16 protein-coding genes and 1 riboswitch are annotated in these 20,563 nt (G+C 43.3%); of the genes, 12 read left to right on the top strand and 4 right to left on the bottom strand.

What is annotated here, in order from left to right; translation table 11 throughout:
- Nucleotides 1-85 precede the first annotated feature (85 nt).
- Both ACDZ28_RS29810 and ACDZ28_RS29805 read right to left on the bottom strand, forming a co-directional pair.
- Nucleotides 86-1,111, bottom strand: a complete 1,026-nt coding sequence (locus tag ACDZ28_RS29810; RefSeq protein WP_249923658.1) for an ABC transporter substrate-binding protein — start codon at nt 1,109-1,111, stop codon at nt 86-88.
- 103 nt (nt 1,112-1,214) lie between these two features.
- The gene (locus tag ACDZ28_RS29805) at nt 1,215-2,801 is read right to left on the bottom strand and encodes an ABC transporter substrate-binding protein (RefSeq protein WP_375103469.1); all 1,587 of its coding nucleotides are present in this window, start codon (nt 2,799-2,801) and stop codon (nt 1,215-1,217) included.
- 231 nt (nt 2,802-3,032) lie between these two features.
- Between ACDZ28_RS29805 and ACDZ28_RS29800 the strand changes: the two genes are divergently transcribed.
- The 5 genes from ACDZ28_RS29800 to ACDZ28_RS29780 all read left to right on the top strand — a co-directional run bounded on the left by ACDZ28_RS29800 (nt 3,033) and on the right by ACDZ28_RS29780 (nt 7,370).
- The gene (locus ACDZ28_RS29800) at nt 3,033-3,392 is read left to right on the top strand and encodes a ferredoxin (protein ID WP_042129701.1); all 360 of its coding nucleotides are present in this window, start codon (nt 3,033-3,035) and stop codon (nt 3,390-3,392) included.
- 193 nt (nt 3,393-3,585) lie between these two features.
- Nucleotides 3,586-4,236: a GNAT family N-acetyltransferase gene (locus tag ACDZ28_RS29795; protein WP_076121454.1), complete on the top strand. Its 651-nt coding sequence runs from the start codon at nt 3,586-3,588 to the stop codon at nt 4,234-4,236.
- 71 nt (nt 4,237-4,307) lie between these two features.
- Nucleotides 4,308-5,462, top strand: coding sequence for an AI-2E family transporter (locus ACDZ28_RS29790; protein ID WP_042129699.1), 1,155 nt, complete (start codon nt 4,308-4,310; stop codon nt 5,460-5,462).
- A 19-nt stretch (nt 5,463-5,481) separates the two neighbouring features.
- The gene (locus tag ACDZ28_RS29785; RefSeq protein ID WP_339287445.1) at nt 5,482-6,954 is read left to right on the top strand and encodes a carboxylesterase/lipase family protein; all 1,473 of its coding nucleotides are present in this window, start codon (nt 5,482-5,484) and stop codon (nt 6,952-6,954) included.
- 23 nt (nt 6,955-6,977) lie between these two features.
- Nucleotides 6,978-7,370 carry a VOC family protein gene (locus ACDZ28_RS29780; protein WP_339287444.1) on the top strand — a complete coding sequence of 131 codons (393 nt, stop codon included), beginning with the start codon at nt 6,978-6,980 and terminating at the stop codon, nt 7,368-7,370.
- A 63-nt stretch (nt 7,371-7,433) separates the two neighbouring features.
- Here ACDZ28_RS29780 and ACDZ28_RS29775 read toward each other — a convergent pair whose 3' ends face one another.
- Both ACDZ28_RS29775 and ACDZ28_RS29770 read right to left on the bottom strand, forming a co-directional pair.
- Nucleotides 7,434-8,936: an N-acetylmuramoyl-L-alanine amidase family protein gene (locus ACDZ28_RS29775; protein ID WP_339287443.1), complete on the bottom strand. Its 1,503-nt coding sequence runs from the start codon at nt 8,934-8,936 to the stop codon at nt 7,434-7,436.
- A 207-nt stretch (nt 8,937-9,143) separates the two neighbouring features.
- Nucleotides 9,144-10,334 carry a substrate-binding domain-containing protein gene (locus ACDZ28_RS29770; protein ID WP_375103468.1) on the bottom strand — a complete coding sequence of 397 codons (1,191 nt, stop codon included), beginning with the start codon at nt 10,332-10,334 and terminating at the stop codon, nt 9,144-9,146.
- A 208-nt stretch (nt 10,335-10,542) separates the two neighbouring features.
- Nucleotides 10,543-10,691, top strand: a riboswitch (FMN riboswitch).
- Between the two features lie 126 nt (nt 10,692-10,817).
- Here ACDZ28_RS29770 and ACDZ28_RS29765 point away from each other — a divergent pair.
- The 7 genes from ACDZ28_RS29765 to ACDZ28_RS29735 all read left to right on the top strand — a co-directional run bounded on the left by ACDZ28_RS29765 (nt 10,818) and on the right by ACDZ28_RS29735 (nt 20,381).
- Nucleotides 10,818-11,777 carry a DMT family transporter gene (locus ACDZ28_RS29765; protein WP_042129693.1) on the top strand — a complete coding sequence of 320 codons (960 nt, stop codon included), beginning with the start codon at nt 10,818-10,820 and terminating at the stop codon, nt 11,775-11,777.
- Between the two features lie 297 nt (nt 11,778-12,074).
- On the top strand, nt 12,075-13,826 hold the full coding sequence (locus ACDZ28_RS29760) for a sensor histidine kinase (protein WP_375103467.1): 1,752 nt from the start codon (nt 12,075-12,077) through the stop codon (nt 13,824-13,826).
- An 11-nt stretch (nt 13,827-13,837) separates the two neighbouring features.
- A complete protein-coding gene (locus ACDZ28_RS29755; protein ID WP_375105435.1) occupies nt 13,838-15,478 on the top strand; it encodes a response regulator in 1,641 nt (546 codons plus the stop codon).
- Between the two features lie 109 nt (nt 15,479-15,587).
- Complete coding sequence (locus tag ACDZ28_RS29750; RefSeq protein WP_341114155.1) at nt 15,588-17,291, top strand: sugar ABC transporter; 1,704 nt, start codon at nt 15,588-15,590, stop codon at nt 17,289-17,291.
- A gap of 247 nt (nt 17,292-17,538) precedes the next feature.
- Nucleotides 17,539-18,429 (top strand): sugar ABC transporter permease, encoded by an 891-nt coding sequence (locus ACDZ28_RS29745; protein WP_042129685.1) that lies wholly within the window; start codon nt 17,539-17,541, stop codon nt 18,427-18,429.
- A gap of 24 nt (nt 18,430-18,453) precedes the next feature.
- Nucleotides 18,454-19,332, top strand: a complete 879-nt coding sequence (locus tag ACDZ28_RS29740) for a carbohydrate ABC transporter permease (RefSeq protein ID WP_042129682.1) — start codon at nt 18,454-18,456, stop codon at nt 19,330-19,332.
- A 2-nt stretch (nt 19,333-19,334) separates the two neighbouring features.
- The gene (locus ACDZ28_RS29735) at nt 19,335-20,381 is read left to right on the top strand and encodes an arabinogalactan endo-1,4-beta-galactosidase (RefSeq protein WP_349651472.1); all 1,047 of its coding nucleotides are present in this window, start codon (nt 19,335-19,337) and stop codon (nt 20,379-20,381) included.
- Nucleotides 20,382-20,563: the final 182 nt, after the last annotated feature.

The following is a 20,563-nucleotide window of genomic DNA, read 5'->3' as shown; positions in this document are numbered from 1 at the left end:
CAGCAGCAGGTTTTTATTATTTCGCCTGTCTACTATATGGGGAGCATATCATCTATGGCTTCGGACATCCCTTTTTACTCATGCATTATTTATTATTTATTAGCCAATCGGCGAGGTCTTCGGTCTGGGTTAATACCGCGATAGGGTCATAGTACCAGGAACGTTCTTCTTTCCATACATAGAGGTGTCCATTTTTGACAGCAGGAAGGTTGCCCCAGAATGAATCTGCCTTGTAATCCGCTTCAGTAAGGTTGTTGGAGGTTAAGATAATATAATCTCCGGCATACTTAGCAAGCGCTTCTTTTGAGATTTCCGCCCATTGCTTCTCCATAATCTCTGCTGCCACAGCTGTAGGCGGCTTGCGACCTAACGCCTGATAGATGGGTTGTCCACCTCTACCAAAGTTATCACCATAGACCCAGATGGATTTCCCACCGTCTTCCATGATGGAGAAGGTTGCATCTGCCGGGAGGACCTTGTCCACTTTTGCTTTAGCTTCGGCTATCCGTTTGTCATAATCTGCAAGCCAAGTCTTTGCTTCTTGTTCCTTTCCAAGGAGCTCTCCGAAATAGGTTAATTCTGCATGAGCATCTTTTAGATCCCCGTAAGGCACAATGATGGTAGGGGCAATTTTGCTAAGCGTTTCATAGCTTTCTGCTTGTCCCGAAATAATCAAGTCAGGATTTAGTGCGATGATTTTTTCTGGTGACATTTTACCGTACGCTCCTGTGTCTGCAACACCGGTAAGAGCCTCCTTATAATACATATTTTCTAGGGTCAAACCTGGAGCTCCGATTGGAATAGTATCAAGTGCTATTAGACTTCCCAAGTATTCCTCAGCGACAATTCGTTTAGGATGAACAGGGATTTCAACATCACCTTTTACGGTATTTACTGTTTTGACAGTAGGGGTTTCAGCACTTTCTGCTTCTTGATTCTTTTCGGTTGGTGTTTGGGTTGCTGCTGAATTACTTGTGTTGCTGGTACCGCCTGTATTCTCCACCGAAGTATTGGAATTTCCACAAGCTGAGATGATTAGAATTAACGTCAGCATGAGGGGAAATAGAAGCCAATGATTCCGTTTGGTAGTGTTCTTTTGTAGATTATGCAATTTGTTGTTCCTCCTATGGTAATTGATTATCATTCTCAATAAAAACTTTACAATCTTCTTTGGGTATTTACTATGGACGAATATGATCTTTGCTTGTGCATATTTATGATGTCATCACACGTAGCAATTCTTGAAGCTGTGCTTGAGAAGACAATGGATCAAATCCATAGAACATGTCCGCTTGGTTCAGAATGTATACCCGGTTGTTACGAACTGCATCTAATTGCTTCCAAGTACGGGAATGCAGAAGGCGAGTGAGGCGATTTCTTCCCTCTGATGATGATGGGATGCTAGTGATAATAATATAGTCTGCAGGATAGTTTCCGATTTCCTCAATAGATGAAACAAGATACCCGGAATCCATTATTCCGTTCTCCATAATGATGGATGGTGGTTTGAATCCAAGATCTCCGTATAAAATCTGGCAACCCCTTCCGTAACTGCTACTGAAACAATACGCTGCTCGGGAACTAAGCTCCCAAACGATGGCTGTCCCTCTTTCCGATCCTATCGAATGGTTCAGTTTCTTATTGGCAGCATGGCAGAGCCCATCGTAATGACCTAACCATTTTTCTGCTCGCTCCCGCCGATTGACTACATCGGCGATCAAACCAAATTGCTCTCGCCAGCTCATTTGCATAAAGGGGAGTTCAATAACCGGAGCAACAGGAGTCAGGAGCTTATTCTCAGGAATACTGTAGCTGATAATGACATCTGGCTCTGCTGAGGCTACTGAATCGAATAGGAGGGAAGAACTACCTTCGCTCATTATTAGTTGTTTGGAAGGTGGAACTTGCTCTAAGCTCCGTTGCCAATCGGAATAAACGCCGAGTTGAGGCATAATTTCCAGTACCCGTAGGATAGCCGTGTGATTGTAGTTCAAGGCTACAATTTTTTTGTTCATGTGCTGATAAGCTGTAGGTGAAATACCGACAAGTTGCTTGAATTTACGGCTCAGATAAGTCCCTTCTTCATAACCAACCTCGTGGGCTAGAGTTGTTAGATTTGGGGAACTTGTGAGGATTCGTTGCTGCGCTTTACGGATTCTTAATAGAGTAATATAAGCACTAAAAGTTTGACCCATGATTTTACGAAAGGTACGAGAGAAGTGTTCGGGGCTTACTCCAGCTAACGTAGCCATCTGCTCCCGTGTGATATCTTCGTTGTAATGAGCTTCTATGTATTCAAATACAATTTCAAGCCAGCTTCCTGATCTCTCCTTTTTTGTAGCCAGTTCCTGATAAAGCTCCGCAATGAATTGAGTGAACAGCTGCTGAACCTTAAACGGTTTCCGATCATCTGGTTCTATCCAAGCACTGTAAAGCTCACCGGACAGTGCCGACAATTGTGTGGAAGCGGGGTCTAATGAGGAGCTGACAGTTAGAAAATAATCCTTATGCCTACGGTTGGCCATGGTGGTGTACTCTATCCATATTCCATGTAACTGTAGCTCTGTTTCCAGCTTCAAATCTGAAGATACGCCAAAAGTAAGGATGCTTCCGGGTTTGACGCTGTGAAGCTCACCATCTATCTCAAGCTGACCTATGCCTTCCGAGACAATCATAATAATAGAGTTAGCTGCTGGGATGTTATCGGTTAGGAAGTGTGAGAGGCCTGTTAGACTACTAATCTTGACTGGCATATAAAAAGAATGGGAATGATGTGGCATCCCGCCGGAATGGATAGGCATGTTTGATATCGCTCCCTTTTTTCAGTGATAATCATTCTCAATTATAGTATACCAGTCTTTCTTTCTATTGACTATAATGGCGCTTATGATAGTGTTTAGAATAATCCGCTAACAGAATTATGTTAACGAATAAGAAAGTAAATATTGGACCCCCGCAAAGTACCTGAGTATGCATCGAAGCTAAGCCTCACTTTGTGGGTATATTTTAGGCATGAAAGGAATGGGGATTTCATGACAACTTGGAATTTACAAGGAACCGTAAGTCATTTATTGATATGTAATGGTAGCAGCTGCAAGAAACACAAAGGTGAGGAAGTAGCTGAAGCGATAGAAGATGAGATTGAGAAGCAAGGTGCACAGAGTCTTATTCATACGACGGTAACTCGTTGTAATGGTAGATGTTCAGATTCCTGCGTTGTGATTGCATACCCTGAAGGGGTTTGGTATAAAGAGATCACTCCCAAATTAGCGAAGTCGTTAGTACGGAAGCATTTACAGGGTGAGAAACTTGAAGATCATCTACTGTATACATATGATGGTCAGCTGATTGCAGTGGATGACAAGGGAGCTAAAGGGAAGAAGAAAAAATAGCCGTCCATAAATGAAGCTTGGAAGCAAGGGGAATTCGTAGGATATAAGGTTGGAACACCGCCAAAGCGCTGGCGGTTTTTTTATCTTTTCAGAAGGGCAATAGCGTTCCTTTTTGTTCAGCCCGGGATTATGATTGAATGAAAGGAAGATCTAGGGGGAATAGACATGTTTAAGAGGTCTACTGTGAATAATCATGTTCTGGATCTTACAGGATATGGGACTGGAACAGATAAGAGATCTGATACAGAAGCTAGTCGAGTATGTGAAGGATCATGACTTTCCAGGCGTGTCAGGTGAGCCAGAAACGGCACAGTTATTTGCGGAAGCTTTTTGTGAATTTCATGAGAAATTTTTTCATACATATATGATGCTTGAGGCTTATCACTGCCTAGTGGTAAAGAAGCCCGCAAATGTTGAAGGATACTTACGACTTGCGACTGAAGAATACAGTATTACGATTGCAGAATTCATGGCAAGCTTCTCAGAGGATGCTTTTGGCAAACCTGTTCAGCCTAAATTGATGTTTCCAATGGCTAAAGAGGCTGCTAGCTCAGGGAGGTTGTATCTATGGGTTGTAGATGATATCCCAGTCTCTATGGCTAACATCGCTCACCAGACTTCGAGACATGCTCGAATAAATGATGAATATACGCCTCGCGCTCATCGAAAAAAAGGGTATGCTAGCGCAATCGTGGCAGAAATATGTTCACAATTGCTCCATGAAGAGGTAACACCAATACTTTATGCGGATGCCAAAAACCCGGATTCCAACAAAGTATATCAATCGATTGGTTTTGTGGAGGCGGGCAGAATCGCGGACATCAAATTTGACTTGCGCCCCTAACGTTGACTATGCTATTAAAAAGTGAATAAAATAACACTTCATATAAGGTGGCGCATGGGGGAGAGGGTACGATGGAGAGGCTGCAGGTGTGGCCGGAGAAGTTTAAAAAGTTTTTTCTGAACAATAAATTTGTGGTAAGCTTACTTATTTTATTGTTAACTGGGTTAACTATCCTAGTGTTCTCAAAGATACCGTTTATTTTCACTCCTATATCTGTATTGCTGCACACAGTGGCTGCACCATTGTTACTATCGGGTATCGCTTATTACTTGCTGAATCCGCTAGTAGACCGAATGGAAAAAAGATTCAGGATGAAACGTGTATATGCAATCATCATTCTTTATTTGATAATTGCGGGCATCATCACGCTGATTCTGGTTATGGTGATTCCAATTCTTCGAACGCAATTATCTGGTTTGATCGACGATTTTCCAAGGTATAGTGACTTGATTCAGGAACGGTTTATGAACCTGACAGGCAGTGAATTCTTTGGTCAAGTTCAAGATAGTATAGGAACCAACCTAAGTGAAATTACCAGTAAAATTACGGCTTGGGGCACTTCTTTTCTGAATAATGCACTAACAGGTGTAGGGAGCTTCGTCGGAGCCGTTACGGAGATTGTTCTGGCGGTGGTAACAACACCGTTTATTCTATTCTACTTGCTTCGTGATGGAAAAAGATTGCCGGATTACATTTTGAAATTTGTACCTACCGCGCTGCAGCCGCAAACTCGGATGGTAATGTCGGAAATGAACGCCCAGGTATCTTCCTATATTCGAGGACAAATTATAGTAAGCTGCTGCATTGGTGCGCTGCTCTATATTGGCTATTTGATTATTGGTCTGGAGTATTCACTTGTTCTTGCCATTGCCGCTGCTTGTACAGCAGTTGTTCCTTATTTGGGTCCGGCAATTGCTATTACACCGGCATTAATTGTGGCTATGGTCACTTCACCATTTATGCTGCTGAAGATGATCATCGTCTGGACGGCTGTACAGCTGATTGAAGGAAAGTTTATCTCTCCGCAAATTATGGGCAAGACTCTGAAGATTCATCCGATCACGATCATTTTTGTGATTATTTTTGCCGGAAAAATGTTCGGCATTCTTGGTATTATCCTTGCAGTTCCTGGTTACGCGGTACTCAAGGTCGTATTTACACATATTTTTCAATGGTTCCGGTTCCAGTCCGGATTGTATAAGCAGATTGAAGAGAATAAGGAATAACGTGGAAGGGTGAAATGTAATGGTAGGACCGATAGCAGTAACCTCTTACGGTAAGCTTCAAGGACGAGAGGAGGGTGGCGTGAACGTTTGGCGTGGAATCCCTTTTGCCGCTCCGCCAGTTGGAGGGCTTCGATTTCGTGCGCCGCAGCCACCAGAAGCTTGGAGCGGAATTAGAGATGCTTCTGAATTTGGTCCAGTTAGCCATCAGCCAGCGGATAAGAAAGGTACGCGTTTCGGCGGCTTAACGCCTCGTCATGCTGAGGATTGTTTATACTTAAATGTATGGTCACCTGCGTCCCAAGTCGAGGCACTTCCTGTAATGGTCTGGATTCACGGGGGGACATTTGTGACTGGTGCGGGTAGTCAGCCACAGTTTGACGGCACTAGCTTCGCGGAGCACGGGAATGTGGTCTTGGTGACGATTAATTATCGATTGGGACCGTTTGGCTTTATGCATCTGTCTTCACTTGGTGACGGATTTGCTTCAAATCAAGGCTTGCTGGATCAAATTGCCGCACTGGAATGGGTAAAGCTTAATATTGCCGCCTTTGGAGGCGACCCGCAGCGAGTCACGGTATTCGGAGAATCAGCTGGCAGTATGAGTATCGCCGCACTATTGGCTATGCCTGCTGCGAAGGGATTATTTGCAGGGGCGATTATGCAAAGTGGAGCTGCTCAAACGTTGCCAAATCGGCAAGGAAAAGATATTGCAATAGCACTACTTACTGAACTAGGTATTTCTCCTAAGGGAGATACTAGCTTACTTAATACATTCTCAGCGGAACAAATTATTGAAGCAGCCACAAGAATGACCATTAAATTAACGGGTGGTTCAATAGGCATGTTATTTCAGCCTGTTATTGATGGGGATACGCTTCCCCAAGATCCTGCGCAGGCTGTAGCGTTAGGATCGGCGCAGGGTATCCCATTGTTGATAGGAACCAATCGAGATGAGGGTAATTTATTTTTCAGGGGAGAAACACCTGGTGCAGATTTTGATGAATCGCTCAAGGCGCTGGAGCAGATGATGGGAACTGGAAGCTTAGCGGAGGTTGCCAGTCACTATTCTTCTACATGGGAGGGCCAGGCAGAGATTCTAACGGATCTTTATTTCTGGGGAACCTCCATATCCTTAGCAGAGAATCAATTGGCCCAAGCGCCTGTCTGGATGTATCGTTTTGATGGGACAGTTCCTGGTCATCCACTGTTAAATAAGGCAGTACATGGTGCGGAAATTGCCTATGCTTTTAACAATCTGTCTCATGTAACTCGCTTGGGTGCGGAAATTACACCGGCGATGCAAAAATTGGCTGACAGTATGCATGCGGCATGGATTGCCTTTGCTCATCGAGGAAACCCAGCTACAGCTGAGCTATCATGGCCTGAGTATACGCTGGAAGAACGTGCAACTTTGATCTTTGATGAAGAGATGCGAGTAACTAAAGATCCCGATTCAGAGAAACGCAAGAGAATTGCCTCTATCTTGGTGTGAGAAGTTTGAGGGGATGAATGAGGATGAAGGTCCAAGGATTTAATCATGTGACGGTAAATGTGAGTGATTTATCACGTTCGTTGAATTTCTATACAGGTATTTTGGGTCTTCAGCTAATCCACAAGGGAAATACAGATGCCTATCTGGAATGGGGAAGCGCGTGGATTTGCCTCATCGAAAACCCTGAATTCACCAAATCCATAGATAGTGTAATTGGGATAGACCATATTGCCTTTAGCATAGCGGAGGAACATTTCGAGGAAGCTGTTCATATATTGCAAGCCCACGAAGTGCGATTGATCAGGGGACCTGTTAAACGGGGAGTTGGCTGGACGGTTAACTTTCTCGACCCAGACGGTATACAGCTGGAGCTGCATACCTCCAATCTAAGAGAACGAATGAGCGTTTGGAAATAACAAACAAGAATAAACAGACAGGGGAGCTTCTCAGCCAAGAATGGCTAATGGGCTCCCCTTTTTTTATCGACCTAAATATTCCTTGATCCCTGAAACTACGGCACTCGCTACTTTGTTCTGAAAGTCTGCGGTGTAGAGTAGGGCTTCATCCTTGGTATTACTTAAGTAACCACATTCTAAAAGAATGGCAGGCATTTTAGTTTCTCTTGTTACATGATAATTCGCTTGACGAACCCCTCGATCCTGAAGACCGGTAGCGACTGAGAGATATTTATGAACAGTTTGAGCGAATAACAAGCTATCATTACGCGTGTAGTAGGTCTCTGTGCCGCTAGGATTGCTCTTACCACCCACTGGGATACTATTGGCATGAACAGAGATGAACAGATCAGCCTTTACCTTATTGGCCAGGTTAGATCTATCCTGCAGAGTCGGGTATGTATCATCACTTCGAGTGAGGACAACCTCGATATTTGGCTCTTTCTTTAGTAATTCTGCAATTTTCAATGCTGTTGGTAAGGTGAAATCTTTCTCTTTAAGCTTGTTAACACTTGAACTCCCTGGATCTTTCCCACCATGCCCTGCATCAATGACGATTACCTTCTTATCTGTGTTGCCGGTAGCTGGCGGAGGCGTTGTAACCGGCACTTCAGGTAAGGTGGTTTCAGGAGTTGTAACGCTAGTCCCATTTAGATCCACTATAATAAGTCCATCGTTAGCATTTATCAAGCTATAGCTGTTAGGGCTGTTCAGATCAATAACGATCCGGATCGTAGATGGAGAACTACTGAATAATGAATAACGAATGGTTGAGACATTAGGATATTCGGCAATCGTCAACTGTCCACTTTGGTTTTTTCCGACGGAAAGGTTCTGATGAAAGCTGTCGCCAAAGCTGGTGTTTGGTAAATCTACGACAATCCGGTCCTTATCTGTCATAGTGAATACACTAGGTGTTACACTACCGTTCACCGCGAGGATTAGTTTGTTATCGACGAAGCTAAGATTAGTGAGTGCTGTAGTCGATGTATCTCCGTCAGTTGCTGTGTTACCATTGGATCCGTTATTGGAGGGTGGGGTTACAGATGTATCTGGAACTGTAGTTTCTGCATCGCCTCCGCCAATCTCGGGTGCTGGAGAAGTTAAATATACCGTTTTGGTAACATTATCCCAACCGACAGTGGTTCCTGTCTGCTCTCCAACGAATCTTAAAGGTACGAGGGTTGTGCTACCGCTAAGAAACGGAGGGTTGTCCAATTTTACTTGTTTCCCTGAAGCTTCTGCCATCGCATTATTCACAATAAGCTTTAATGTAGTTCCTTTTTGCTCAATGATTGCAGTCTTGGTCACGTTATCCCATTTCACGGTATAACCAAGCTGCTCCGCAACGAGGCGAAGTGGAACCATCACGCTTCCATTTACAATTTGAACCTGTGCGTCTTTTGAAATCTTAAGATCATTGCCGTCTAGATTGATGTGTGTCTCTGCAGAGCCGGCATAACCAGTTCCTGGATGAACTAGCACCAACAAAAGCAGCAGTAACGCCAAAAAACCAAACTTCTTCATCTGCAATCCCTACCATCCCCGTTTCTTGGTTTCTAGCAATTCTTACTTTTTCTTCCTTTGATGCAGTTTGGGCTTATATAAATCTTAAACGACAATAGTTTCCAAAAGTTGCGCTCTTTTAGAGTGAAAAAGGAAAAATTTCGGTATAAAATGCAAAAAGAGAGCTTTCCCAAACATTTGGGCTAGCTCTCTTCCCCTAAGAATATTTTATTTTATAGAGGTATAACCAGTTTTCTCTACCAATTCCTGACCCTCAGCAGATTGAATCCAATCTAGAAAGGGCTGGATATTTGGGTTATTACTTCCAGCTGTTACAGCATAAAACTCTGTAGCCAAAGGGTATTGTCCATTGCGAATACTCTGCTTGTCGGGCGTTACACCATCTACGGCCAGTAGTGTAATTTCCCCGCTTTGATTCATTTCTGAGGCATAGAATAAGAAGCTATAACCGAGTGCATTTTTATAATTGCGATAGCTGGAGGTTTGTTGAATGATTCCGCTCATAATATCCGCCACATCTTCCTTAGGTGGTGTCATAAGCGGAGTGTCCCCCATAAACTTTTGCAGCATCGTCTGGCTCCCACTATCCTCTGGTCGTTGAAAAGCGCGAATTCGGTTATTGGCGCCCCCTACATCTTTCCAATTGGTGATCTCACCCGCGTAAATATCTTTGAGCTGAGCGGTGGAAAGTCCAGTTACGTCATTTCGTTTATTCACAAAAAATACGAATGCCTCACGGCCGATCGGTGTGAGGTTCAGCTCGACACCTTTTAGTTTTGCTTGTTTCTGCTGTGCGAGAGAAGGAGCCGCAACAAAAATGATATCCGTCTCACCTTCAATTAGTCTTTTGTAAGCTTCGGGCGTGCTGCTGCAAATCACTTGGCTTTTTTGAAAATCATATGCATTATAGCTGCCCTCAGGATAAGCAGATTGCACAAAAGCTGAATAGAGTGGGTAAAGTGCGGTTGCGCCATCCAATTTTGGTAGGTTGCTATCGATACGATATGTAGAAGGTTTATCCAAATTGACTGCTTTAGTATTCTCGGCAAAAGGTTCGTATTGTACCAAATTAACTTCTCGATCATCGACCGTGGCAATACTGTTGATATATGCTTGTTTGATCTCATATCCTGCGGTTACGAGCACACTAAGTCCGAGGATGGATAACAATACAATTTTGCTTGTTCTTCGGGATAACACATTAAATATAAGGAGTACAACATAAATAGCTATCACCACAGATAAAATCGCCACAAGTGGAGTATAAAACATTAGTCCCCCGTAAAGTGCGGTAATTATCGAACCTATGAATCCTAAAAAAGCTATGACTCCGACAGCAAAAAAGGAGAACAATAACTTCGTCCAGAATGACTCCTTCATCCAAAATGATTCTTTCATAACAACCTCCCTGTACTTATTGTTAAAGTATGGAAAAATAACATAATTTCATTATACAGTAGCTTTTTGGATGAAACAGTAGAATAATATCGAAAGAATATGTAATAAAAAGCTGTAACACATGAAAGATTTATGTATATTTTCATAAAGTACTGGACGAATGGCAAGAAGAGGTTTATTCTGAGATTGTGAAAAAAACAACGGAATACAAGATTCTCGGGGTAGGGTGAAATTCCCAACCGGCGGTAATGTTCAAAGCGAACTGAGCCCGCGACTCACTTGTTCTGCTTGCAGAGAAGTGACTGATCTGGTGTAACTCCAGAGCCGACGGTAAAGTCCGGATGGGAGAGGATCATAAGATAAAGGCGCTAGGAGTCTATCCTGTACGTCTTTATTGATAATGCCCCCGAGTCGACCTTTTATGGTGATTCGGGGGTTTTTGGTCTCTTATCGAGGGTTTGTATCGACAAGGAGAATGGAATTATGAGTAATGTAACAGCTTCATCATCAGCTAATAAGGTAAGCAGCACGTCGCCATTACGCAGTGGGTTTTGGCTCGTTGTGTTCGGTGCAGCACTATGGGGCGTTGATCCGCTCTTTCGTATTATCCTCTTAAAATCTTTGACCTCATCGCAAATTGTTCTTTTGGAGCATGTGGTGCTTTTCTTGGCTGCTTCCCCTGTTCTTTGGCGTCACCGGGCGGAGTTAAAAGGCATTGGATTTCGCCAGATTGGAGCTTTGCTAATTGTTTCCTGGGGAGGTTCTGCCGGGGCAACCATTCTATTTACAATGGCTCTTTCCAGTGGGGACTTGAATGCAGTACTGTTGCTGCAAAAGCTTCAGCCGATATTCGCTATCGGTCTTGCAGCCTTAATTCTTAAAGAACGTCTGCCTAAAAATTTCGGAATCCTCATAACTGTGGCACTGGTAGGAACCTATCTGTTAACCTTTGGCTGGAGTATCCCATTTGGACATGTGAATAACTTTATCGGTGTTAGCAGTTTGATGGCTTTAGGAGCCGCTGCACTGTGGGGTGGATCTACAGTAATGGGTCGTTACCTGCTTGGGTCTATGAAATATGAGACAGTGACTTCCCTGAGATTTATATTGGCGCTGCCTTTGCTCTTCGTGATTACCACACTAGAAGGAGCTCCTTGGCAGATTAATGGCGGGTTTGGCGCATCTGCTGCTATTGCTATTAATTTGCTGCTACAGGCCTTGCTGCCAGGACTACTCAGTATGCTTATGTATTACAAAGGACTTAGCACTACCAAAGCTTCCTTCGCTACATTGGCTGAATTAAGCTTTCCTATGACGGGAGTAATCATTAACTGGATCGTATTCCAGCAGCTCGTCACCCTACCGCAAATTATCGGATTTGCGTTGATCTGGACCGCTTTATTCTTTATATCGAGTCAACAAACTAAACCGCAAACACTCTGAACAAACTCTCAATGAACAGATTGTACTATATAAAGGGATGACTGGAATGCCTAGAGGCTTTCAGATCATCCCTTTTTGTATGTCTTCACCTTACATTCGACTGCAAAAACTGCAGAAATGTTTCTTACGTAGCATATAGCGTAATAATTTAAGCCTTTACAATAGAGAGGACGATAACAGTACTTAAACAGGAACTTGCCTGTCTACCTCATTTTTTAGGGAGAAATTGATCTATGCGTTCAGGAAGATTATTTGTACAATAGAGGCTATGACATTTGAGTCGGAGTGTGAAGGAAAGTGTATAGATATAATTTATTTACCAAAATCGTGAGTATCATGGTCATCATGCTAATTCCAATTACGATTCTCTACTTTTATTCCAATAAGACGACCACGGATGTGCTACGTACGGAGTTAAATACTTCGAACAGCAATCAGCTGAGTTTTTTTCAGAATCAAGTAGAGAGCAACATGGAACTATTGTCCTCTTGGCCGATCCTGCTAATTCATGATCCTGATATTTTGAGTCTAAAGGATACTTATTTGAAGGGAACGCATTTGAACCTGGATGCGATAAACCTGATCAAGCGGATTCAGACCAAAATCAGTATCCAAGAAAGCTCCTCCAACTGGAAGAGTAAATTGTATCTATATTCACCGTCCATCCATCGAATGGTTTCAGAGAATGATGCAATACCGTATTCGGATGAGGATCTAAAGCGGGAAGTAAAGTCAGGCTGGCATGTAGAGAAGATCGCTGAGCAGGATGGCGACCATTTTGTATTCTCTTGGTTTTCTTTTACACCCTTTATGTCAGAGTTCTCTCCTAAAAAGGTCAATACGATTATGAAGGTGGAGTTCGACAGCCGTAACATCGAAGATATGCTGGATAAATTCAAAAGTGATGGCAGGAGAGATCCCTTTTATTATAAACAGGGTACTGGACTTATCTTTAACCGCAGTGCCGACAAGCTGCTAGCAGAAGAGTTGGTAGAAAGGCTGGAACAAGAGCAGCTGAGGGAGAGCGAGAATCGTACTGTGAACATAAAAGGTGGGTCCTACAGTGTGAACATCGTCTATTCGGATAAAATGGGCTGGTATTTAATCGACTATATGCCGTTGTCAGAAATACTGCATCCGATTCAGACCTCCAACCGCTTATTCTATTTTGCTATTGGTGCATTGTTATTAATGAGCTGTCTCGTAGCCTATCTATTATATGTCCAGGTGCAAGTGCCCGTTAGGTTGTTGGTTGGAGGTTTCCAGAGGCTGAAGCAAGGGGACTACTCAACGCGGGTGGAAATCAAAGGGAAGAATGAGTTCAGCTTCCTATCCGGACGGTTTAACAGTATGGTAGAACAGATTCAGATGCTGATAGAGAACGTGTTAATGGAAAAAATCCATGTTCGAGAAGCTAGATTAAAGCAGCTTCAATCTCAGATTAATCCGCATTTCTTCTATAATTGCTTCTCATTTATTACAAGTATGGCGAAGCTCGATAATATGGGTGCTGTCGTTGGGATGTCGCATAATTTATCCCGTTATTACAGATATACGACTCGCCAGGAACGTGATTTAGTCGCTTTATCCGAAGAAACGGAGTTTGTGACTCACTATCTGGAGATCCAAAAAATGAGGATGAGCAGACTTCAGTATGAAGTTCATATCCCGCAGCAAATGCGGAAAAGAGATCTTCCACCGCTGGTGCTTCAACCTTTGGTTGAGAATGCAGTGATTCATGGGATAGAGCCTGTCTCTAAAGAGGGGCTAGTGCGAATTACGGGCTCATGTAACGGAAGAGTCATGGTACTAACGGTTGATGATGACGGAAAAGGCATGACCCCAGAGGAAATTATCGAATTAGAAAACAAGCTAGGCAAGGCAATGGATGAAGAAATGGGCTGCGGGCTTTGGAATGTGCATCAGAGAATGCGGCTGCGTTTTGGTGAGGATGCAGGGTTGACTATTGCACCATCACCACTCGGTGGATTACAGGTTAAACTTCAGTGGTTATTACCCCTAACTGACAATAATACGGATGACATCTAGGAGGGAATATGATGATAGAGATATTGTTAGTCGATGATGAGCCCTATGTAACGGAAAGTCTGGCCCGCACGATTCCATGGGACGAGATTGGTGTAAAGCAGGTACATCAGGCGGCGTCAGGTGCTGAGGCACTGGATATCTTGGAGCAGCAGGACATAGATATCATGGTTACAGATATTTCTATGCCGGGGATGTCCGGGTTGCAATTAATTGAAACGGTAAGCGAGAGATGGCCGGATATCCGGTCAATTCTGCTGACAGGTTATTCTGATTTTCAGTACGCTAAGAAGGCGATTCAGCTACAGGCCTTTGATTATATTTTGAAGCCAGTCAGTGATGAGGAGTTTATTAAAAGTATCTCCGGAGCGATTGAATCTCTAAAAGACGAATGGGAGGCACATGATAAATATCATTTGCTACTCTATAATCGCAAGGCCGATTACAGTGTCTTGCGGGCGAATTTGATGCATGAATTACTTCTTGGCAGAGTGCTGTCTGAGCGGACACTTGCCTTAAAGCTTAAAGAATATGAAATCTCATTCGAATCGGATGTTGAAGCGTCGATGTTATTGATTCAGCTGGGTAAACACTATGCTGCAATGGATCATCATTCAGTCTCCTTAATGGAATATGCCATCGGCAATATTGCCGAGGAGCTCTTCAAGGAGCAGTTCCATGTCTGGTTCTGCAAAGCACCACATGATTGTTTGATTTTGCTTGTGGAACTGAAGCCAGTTATCCAGCGGGAGTTAGAGAAGTCGAATAATTACGATGCAGCGAGACAACAAATCCTTAAGTCAGCGATAGCTAATTTCAGAACTAGTGTTAGCAATTATCTAAAGGGTGAGATTTCACTTATCGTAACGGAGTGGTTTGCTTTCCCCGAAGGGATGACGGCTGCCTATCGAAGTGGCCTAAGTTCTATGTATTTGACAACACATAATGAAACAGGCTCGGTACTTTATCTGGAGGACCGTCATCTTCAGGAAATGATGAGTATTAAATCGCTCGAAAGCCTTTATCGTCCGCCAACGCTCATTCATTTGCTGGAATCTAAACAATGGGATACAGCCCGGCAGAAGATAGCGGATGTGTTCCGAGATATGGAGAATGCACGCTTTTCAAGTGAGCATCTGTATGAGGTCTTTTTGTCCATTACCAATGCGTTCATGTACATTGCTCATAAAGGGGGGCAATTCATCTCGCAAATCGACCAGTATGCGTTCGACCCAATGCTGACACAGAGCATTATTGTTTCTTTTGACAAGCTGAAGGACTGGGCGTTTGATATGCTTAACAAGCTTCAAAAGGAACTCTCAGAAAGTGATCAGAATACGAAAAGTTACATTATTAAGCAGGTACATGAGCTGGTGGGAAACCATTCTGGGCATGATCTGTCGGTCAAGACGATAGCGGATCATGTATATCTGCACCCTGTATACTTATCTAAAATATATAAAGCAGAGACAGGAGAAGGACTCGGAGACTATATTATCCGCATGCGGATGGAACGTGCACTATATCTGCTTAAGAACACTAACAAAAAAATCTATGAAATCACTACTGAACTTGGATATCAGAATCCGCAATATTTCAGCAAAATGTTCAAAAAGCACTACAATATGACACCAAATGAATTTCGTGACGGATAGAGAGGTTGAGAAAGGTGCAGAAACCTTGTTTAAATGACGTATTCGACATCATCTCCGTTCCCTATAATTAAGTCATAACCAACACTTAAGGAATCTAAGGGGGAACAAAATGAGCGCGATGAAGAAAAAGAGATGGCTACCGCTCCTGTGTATGAGTATGCTTTTGGTAGGTAGCCTTGCAGGTTGCTCGAGCAATAATGCTGCTGATGGAAAGAATACAGCTGGTGATACGACCACAAATACAACTTCAAATTCTGAAAACGCCTACAAGGATAAATATGATCCTGAGGTAACTATTACAACAGTATGGGGTGTTGACCCTGAGCTTAAATTCAAGAACGGGGAAAGCATTGAGAATAACGTAGCTACAAAGTGGACAAAAGAAAAGTTCGGCATCAACATTAAATCACTTTGGTCCATCACTGATACGAATGGTGCATTTGGAACTAAGCTGCGCCTGTCGATGTCATCAGGTCAGGAAATGCCTGATGTTGTAACCATTGGTACAGGTGATAGCACGATTGCTCAGGATTTGATCGATTCCGGTATGTATGCTGAAGTGGGAACGTTGTTCGATAAATACGCTTCAGCTACTTGGAAAGAAGCCATGGCACAGGATCCTAACGTATGGAACCAATACAGCCGCGATGGCAAAAGAATGGGTCTACCTGTACTCGATTACGCGTACAACCATGATTACATTCTTTGGATCCGCCAAGATTGGCTGGACAAGCTGAATATGCAAGCACCTAAAACGATCGATGAGCTAGAAAAAGTTATGGATGCATTCAAGAATCAGAACCCTGATGGCTTGGCACCAGATAAGGTAACACCGCTCAGTATCGGCTTTAAGACATCAATGAACACTTGGATGGGCGATCCTTCCTGGATCTTCGGTGCTTACGGAACGCTTCCACAGCAATGGAATCTTGATGCTGATGGTAAACTGGAATACGGCTCTGTAAACGCGGGAATGAAGCAAGGGCTGGAAAAAATGAAGGAATGGCTCGCAAAGGGATATATTCCTCAAGAAGCAGCACTATGGGATGAGAACAAAACAGCTGAACCAGCAGTGGCAGGTACGGCAGGTATTCTCCCAGGACCTTACTGGATGAGCGGTTGGCCGCTTCAGGATACTGTGAAGAACGCTCCTGATGCTGTGTGGGCTCCAATTGAAATTCCAGCGGGACCAGATGGTAAAGTTATGCGTCACGGTACACAGTTCACCAACGGTGTAACGCTGATCAGCACTAAGATGAAAAATCCAGAAGCATTCTTTACCTATCAAAACTATCTGTTCGATAACTTCGCTGATCCAAAGCCTGGTAGCGAGCTGGATAACGGTCTCTTCGCAGGCTATGACTATGAACTGGATGCAAACGGTAAGATGATTGACAATGATAAAATTGCTGGTGGTTATGTGAACAGCGTTCGTTATATGCTGGTTCGTGACGGTGCCCGGATTCCGGATGCCCAAATGAAAGCCCTGCTGAACCTCGCAGATGGCGGAGAACCAACCACTCGTTTGGAGAAAGATGTAGCTGTAAACTATGGTAAGGATACTCCTGCAGCTGCAAAGGTTCTGTTGGCGCAAGAGGATAAATCCTTCAAGAATATGTTCACAGGTCCTACTACTGAAACTATGAAATCGAAGATGGATTATCTGAACAAGATCGAGAACCAGACGTTTAATGAAATCATCTATGGCAATAAACCACTAGAAGCTTTTGATACCTTCGTAGCGACCTGGAAATCAGGCGGTGGAGACCAAATCACCAAAGAAGTAAACGATTGGTATGACAGTGTAAAATAATGCTCTGATAAGGGTATAAATAGCACCATTCGGGACTGTTTCCTCGGCTTTTTATTAAGCTGTAGGAACGGTCCCTTTTTGCGTTAGCGGCTAATTGAAAAGGTGTACATTAGCATCAATTTCTAAGTGGTAAAGAGATTGGTTTTGTACCATATATATTGGTTTTGCTCGCTATTTGGTGAATCCTGTCGTTGCTATAATTTGAGTATGGTTACAGAAGAACTTGACACGATATGGGGGACCAAGGATGAGAACACTTAAAAAAACATGGCCATTTCACTTAATGTTACTGCCGGCGATGATCTTCCTGATCATCTTCAGCTTTATACCGATGGGCGGAATTGTGATGGCATTTCAGGATTATAAGCCATGGCTAAAAATTTCGGGATCAGCGTGGGTTGGATTAGATAATTTCCGCTATCTATTTGAACGTAATGACAGTATGCAGGTCATTTGGAATACTTTGATTATCGCCGTTCTGAAGATGATCTTCAATCTGGCTGTGCCGTTTGTGTTCGCCATTCTATTGAATGAGATTCGCAAGGTTTATATCCAACGTACGATTCAGACATTGGTATATTTACCTCACTTCTTGTCTTGGGTCATCCTTGGCGGGATATTGCTAGATTTGCTTGCTACAGATGGTTTCGTCAATCAGATCCTCGGTAGTATGGGGATTAAGCCTATCTTTTTCTTAGGAGATAATAACTGGTTCAGGTTCACGGTCATTCTCACGGATGTATGGAAGGAATTTGGTTATAACACGATCGTCTTCCTAGCTGCTCTAGCAGGAATTAATCCTTCATTATATGAAGCTGCTGAAATAGATGGTGCAACGCGCTGGAAGCAGACACGTTTTATCACAATGCCTTCTCTACTGCCGATGGTTGTTGTTGTAGGTACTCTGGCGCTTGGAAATGTATTGAATGCAGGGTTTGACCAGATCTTTAACCTCTACAATCCGCTGGTCTATCAGAAAGGCGATATTATCGACACCTTCGTATACCGTACAGCGATTCTGAATGGTGAGATGGGCTTTGGCACAGCAATCGGACTGTTCAAGTCAGCCATTAGTATGGTATTGATCCTTGTTTCGTACAGCCTGGCTAAGAAATGGGCAGGATATCGCATTTTCTAAACTACCTAAGGAAGAGGGAGACCTATGTATTACAAAACTAGAGGTTATCGTATTTTCAACATATTCAATACTTGTTTTCTAATTCTACTCGCACTCATGTGTATTGTTCCTCTGATTCACGTATTAGCTGTATCTTTCAGTGCCAAGTCTGCGGCTGACGCCAACCTGGTGGGCCTATGGCCAAAGCAGTTCTCTCTGGAAGCTTATAAAAAGACAATGAATAATCCGATATTCCTACACTCCATATGGGTATCCGTACAAAGAACTGTACTCGGAACCGGACTTACACTACTGATTACTTTTCTGGCAGCGTATCCGCTATCAAAGGAAAACTCGGCCTTCAAAGGTCGGAATGTATATTCCTGGTTGTTCGTTTTCAGTATGGTGTTCAATGGCGGTCTGATTCCATTCTATATTGTTATTCAAAAGATTGGCTTAATGGATTCCTTCTGGGTACTCGTTCTGCCAGGTGCGGTGAATACATTCTTAGTCATTCTGATGCTGAACTTCTTCCGAGGCATTCCTAAAGATCTGGAGGAAGCTTCGCTAATTGACGGCGCAGGACATTTCCGTACCTTGTTCAGCATTTACTTACCGATTTCATTACCATCGATTGCGACGATTGCACTGTTTAGTATGGTGTTCCACTGGAACTCCTGGTTCGATGGACTATTATACTTGAACAATTCCAAGCAGTTTCCGTTGGCGACCTTTCTGCAGACCGTTATCATTCAACGGGATATGAGCTCCATGAGCATTAATCCGAAGGAAATGGAATTGATCTCGCAGACAACGGTTAGAGCCGCGCAAATCTTTATCGGGGCTGCTCCAATTCTAATCGTATATCCATTCTTGCAGAAGTATTTTGTTAAAGGGATGACACTTGGTTCTGTAAAGGAGTAGGGATGATGATAACGACATTTATCAATGGAATGGACATCTCGTTTCTGGATGAAATAGAGCAGGGTGGAGGCAAGTTCCACAGTAGCTCTGTTCGGACGGCTGAGGAGGGCGAGGATTTACTCCATATCCTTAAGGACAATGGAGTAAATGCCATCCGCCTGCGGATTTGGAATGACCCTCCTGGGGGCTTTTGCAATTTGGAACGTACGCTGGTTATGGCTAAGCGAATCAAGGACGCAGGGCTTAACTTTCTTCTGGATTTTCATTATTCAGATAAATGGGCCGACCCCGCTAATCAATGGAAACCAAAAGCTTGGGAGTTACTTGATTTTAGTGGTTTGACATCTGCTGTGTACGAATATACTCGTGAAGTTCTTGAGGCGTTGCAGTCTCAAGGTACCCTTCCCGATATGGTGCAGATTGGGAATGAGATTACGCCAGGCATGTTATGGGGAGAGGGCAAGGTAGATGGAGATAGTGATACTCCGGAACAGTGGGAGCAATTCACTACGCTAGTTAAAGCGGGTATAGCGGGTGCGAAATCCGTCGATTCTGACTTGTCCATCATGATCCACATTGACCGCGGGGCTGATCATCCGACTAGCCGTAACTTTTATGATAGGTTCTTGGAGCATGGCGTTAATTTTGATGTTATCGGATTATCATTTTACTCCTGGTGGCATGGTACTTTGGACGACTTGCAGCATAACCTGAACGAATTAGCGATGCGTTATAACAAGGATATCATTGTGGTGGAAACAGCCTATCCTTGGACGCTGAATGCACCTGAGGGTTTCTCTGTAATTGTTAATGAGGAATCCCAGCTACATGAAGCTTATCCAGCCACAGTAGAGGGTCAAGCTAACTATATGAAGGATTTCATTAGCGTAATTGAGAATACACCTAACGGAAAAGGCATCGGCTTTTATTACTGGGAGCCCGCCTGGATCCCTTCGCAAAAGGAATGGTCTGTCGGTCATGAGAATGGATGGTCCAATTTAGCTCTGTTTGATTTTGAAGGTAAGAAACTGGATTCTCTTCAATTCTAGAGAGATCATAAGGAATAACAAAAAAGACAGCTTGAGGGAAATCACCTTGAGCTGTCTTTTTGTTGATTATCAAACTCATACCTTTGAGAGGTCAGTTTCCATTCATGGAAATTGATTTCAGCCTAAAGAGTAAAATTAAGGCTTTTCTCCCATACTACCGTTATCTTGCACCGGAGCTACTT

This window comes from Paenibacillus sp. RS8 (assembly GCF_041956825.1).
In the GTDB taxonomy this organism is placed as follows: Bacteria; Bacillota; Bacilli; order Paenibacillales; family Paenibacillaceae; genus Paenibacillus_AQ.
This window is presented reverse-complemented; position numbering and strand designations above follow the sequence as displayed.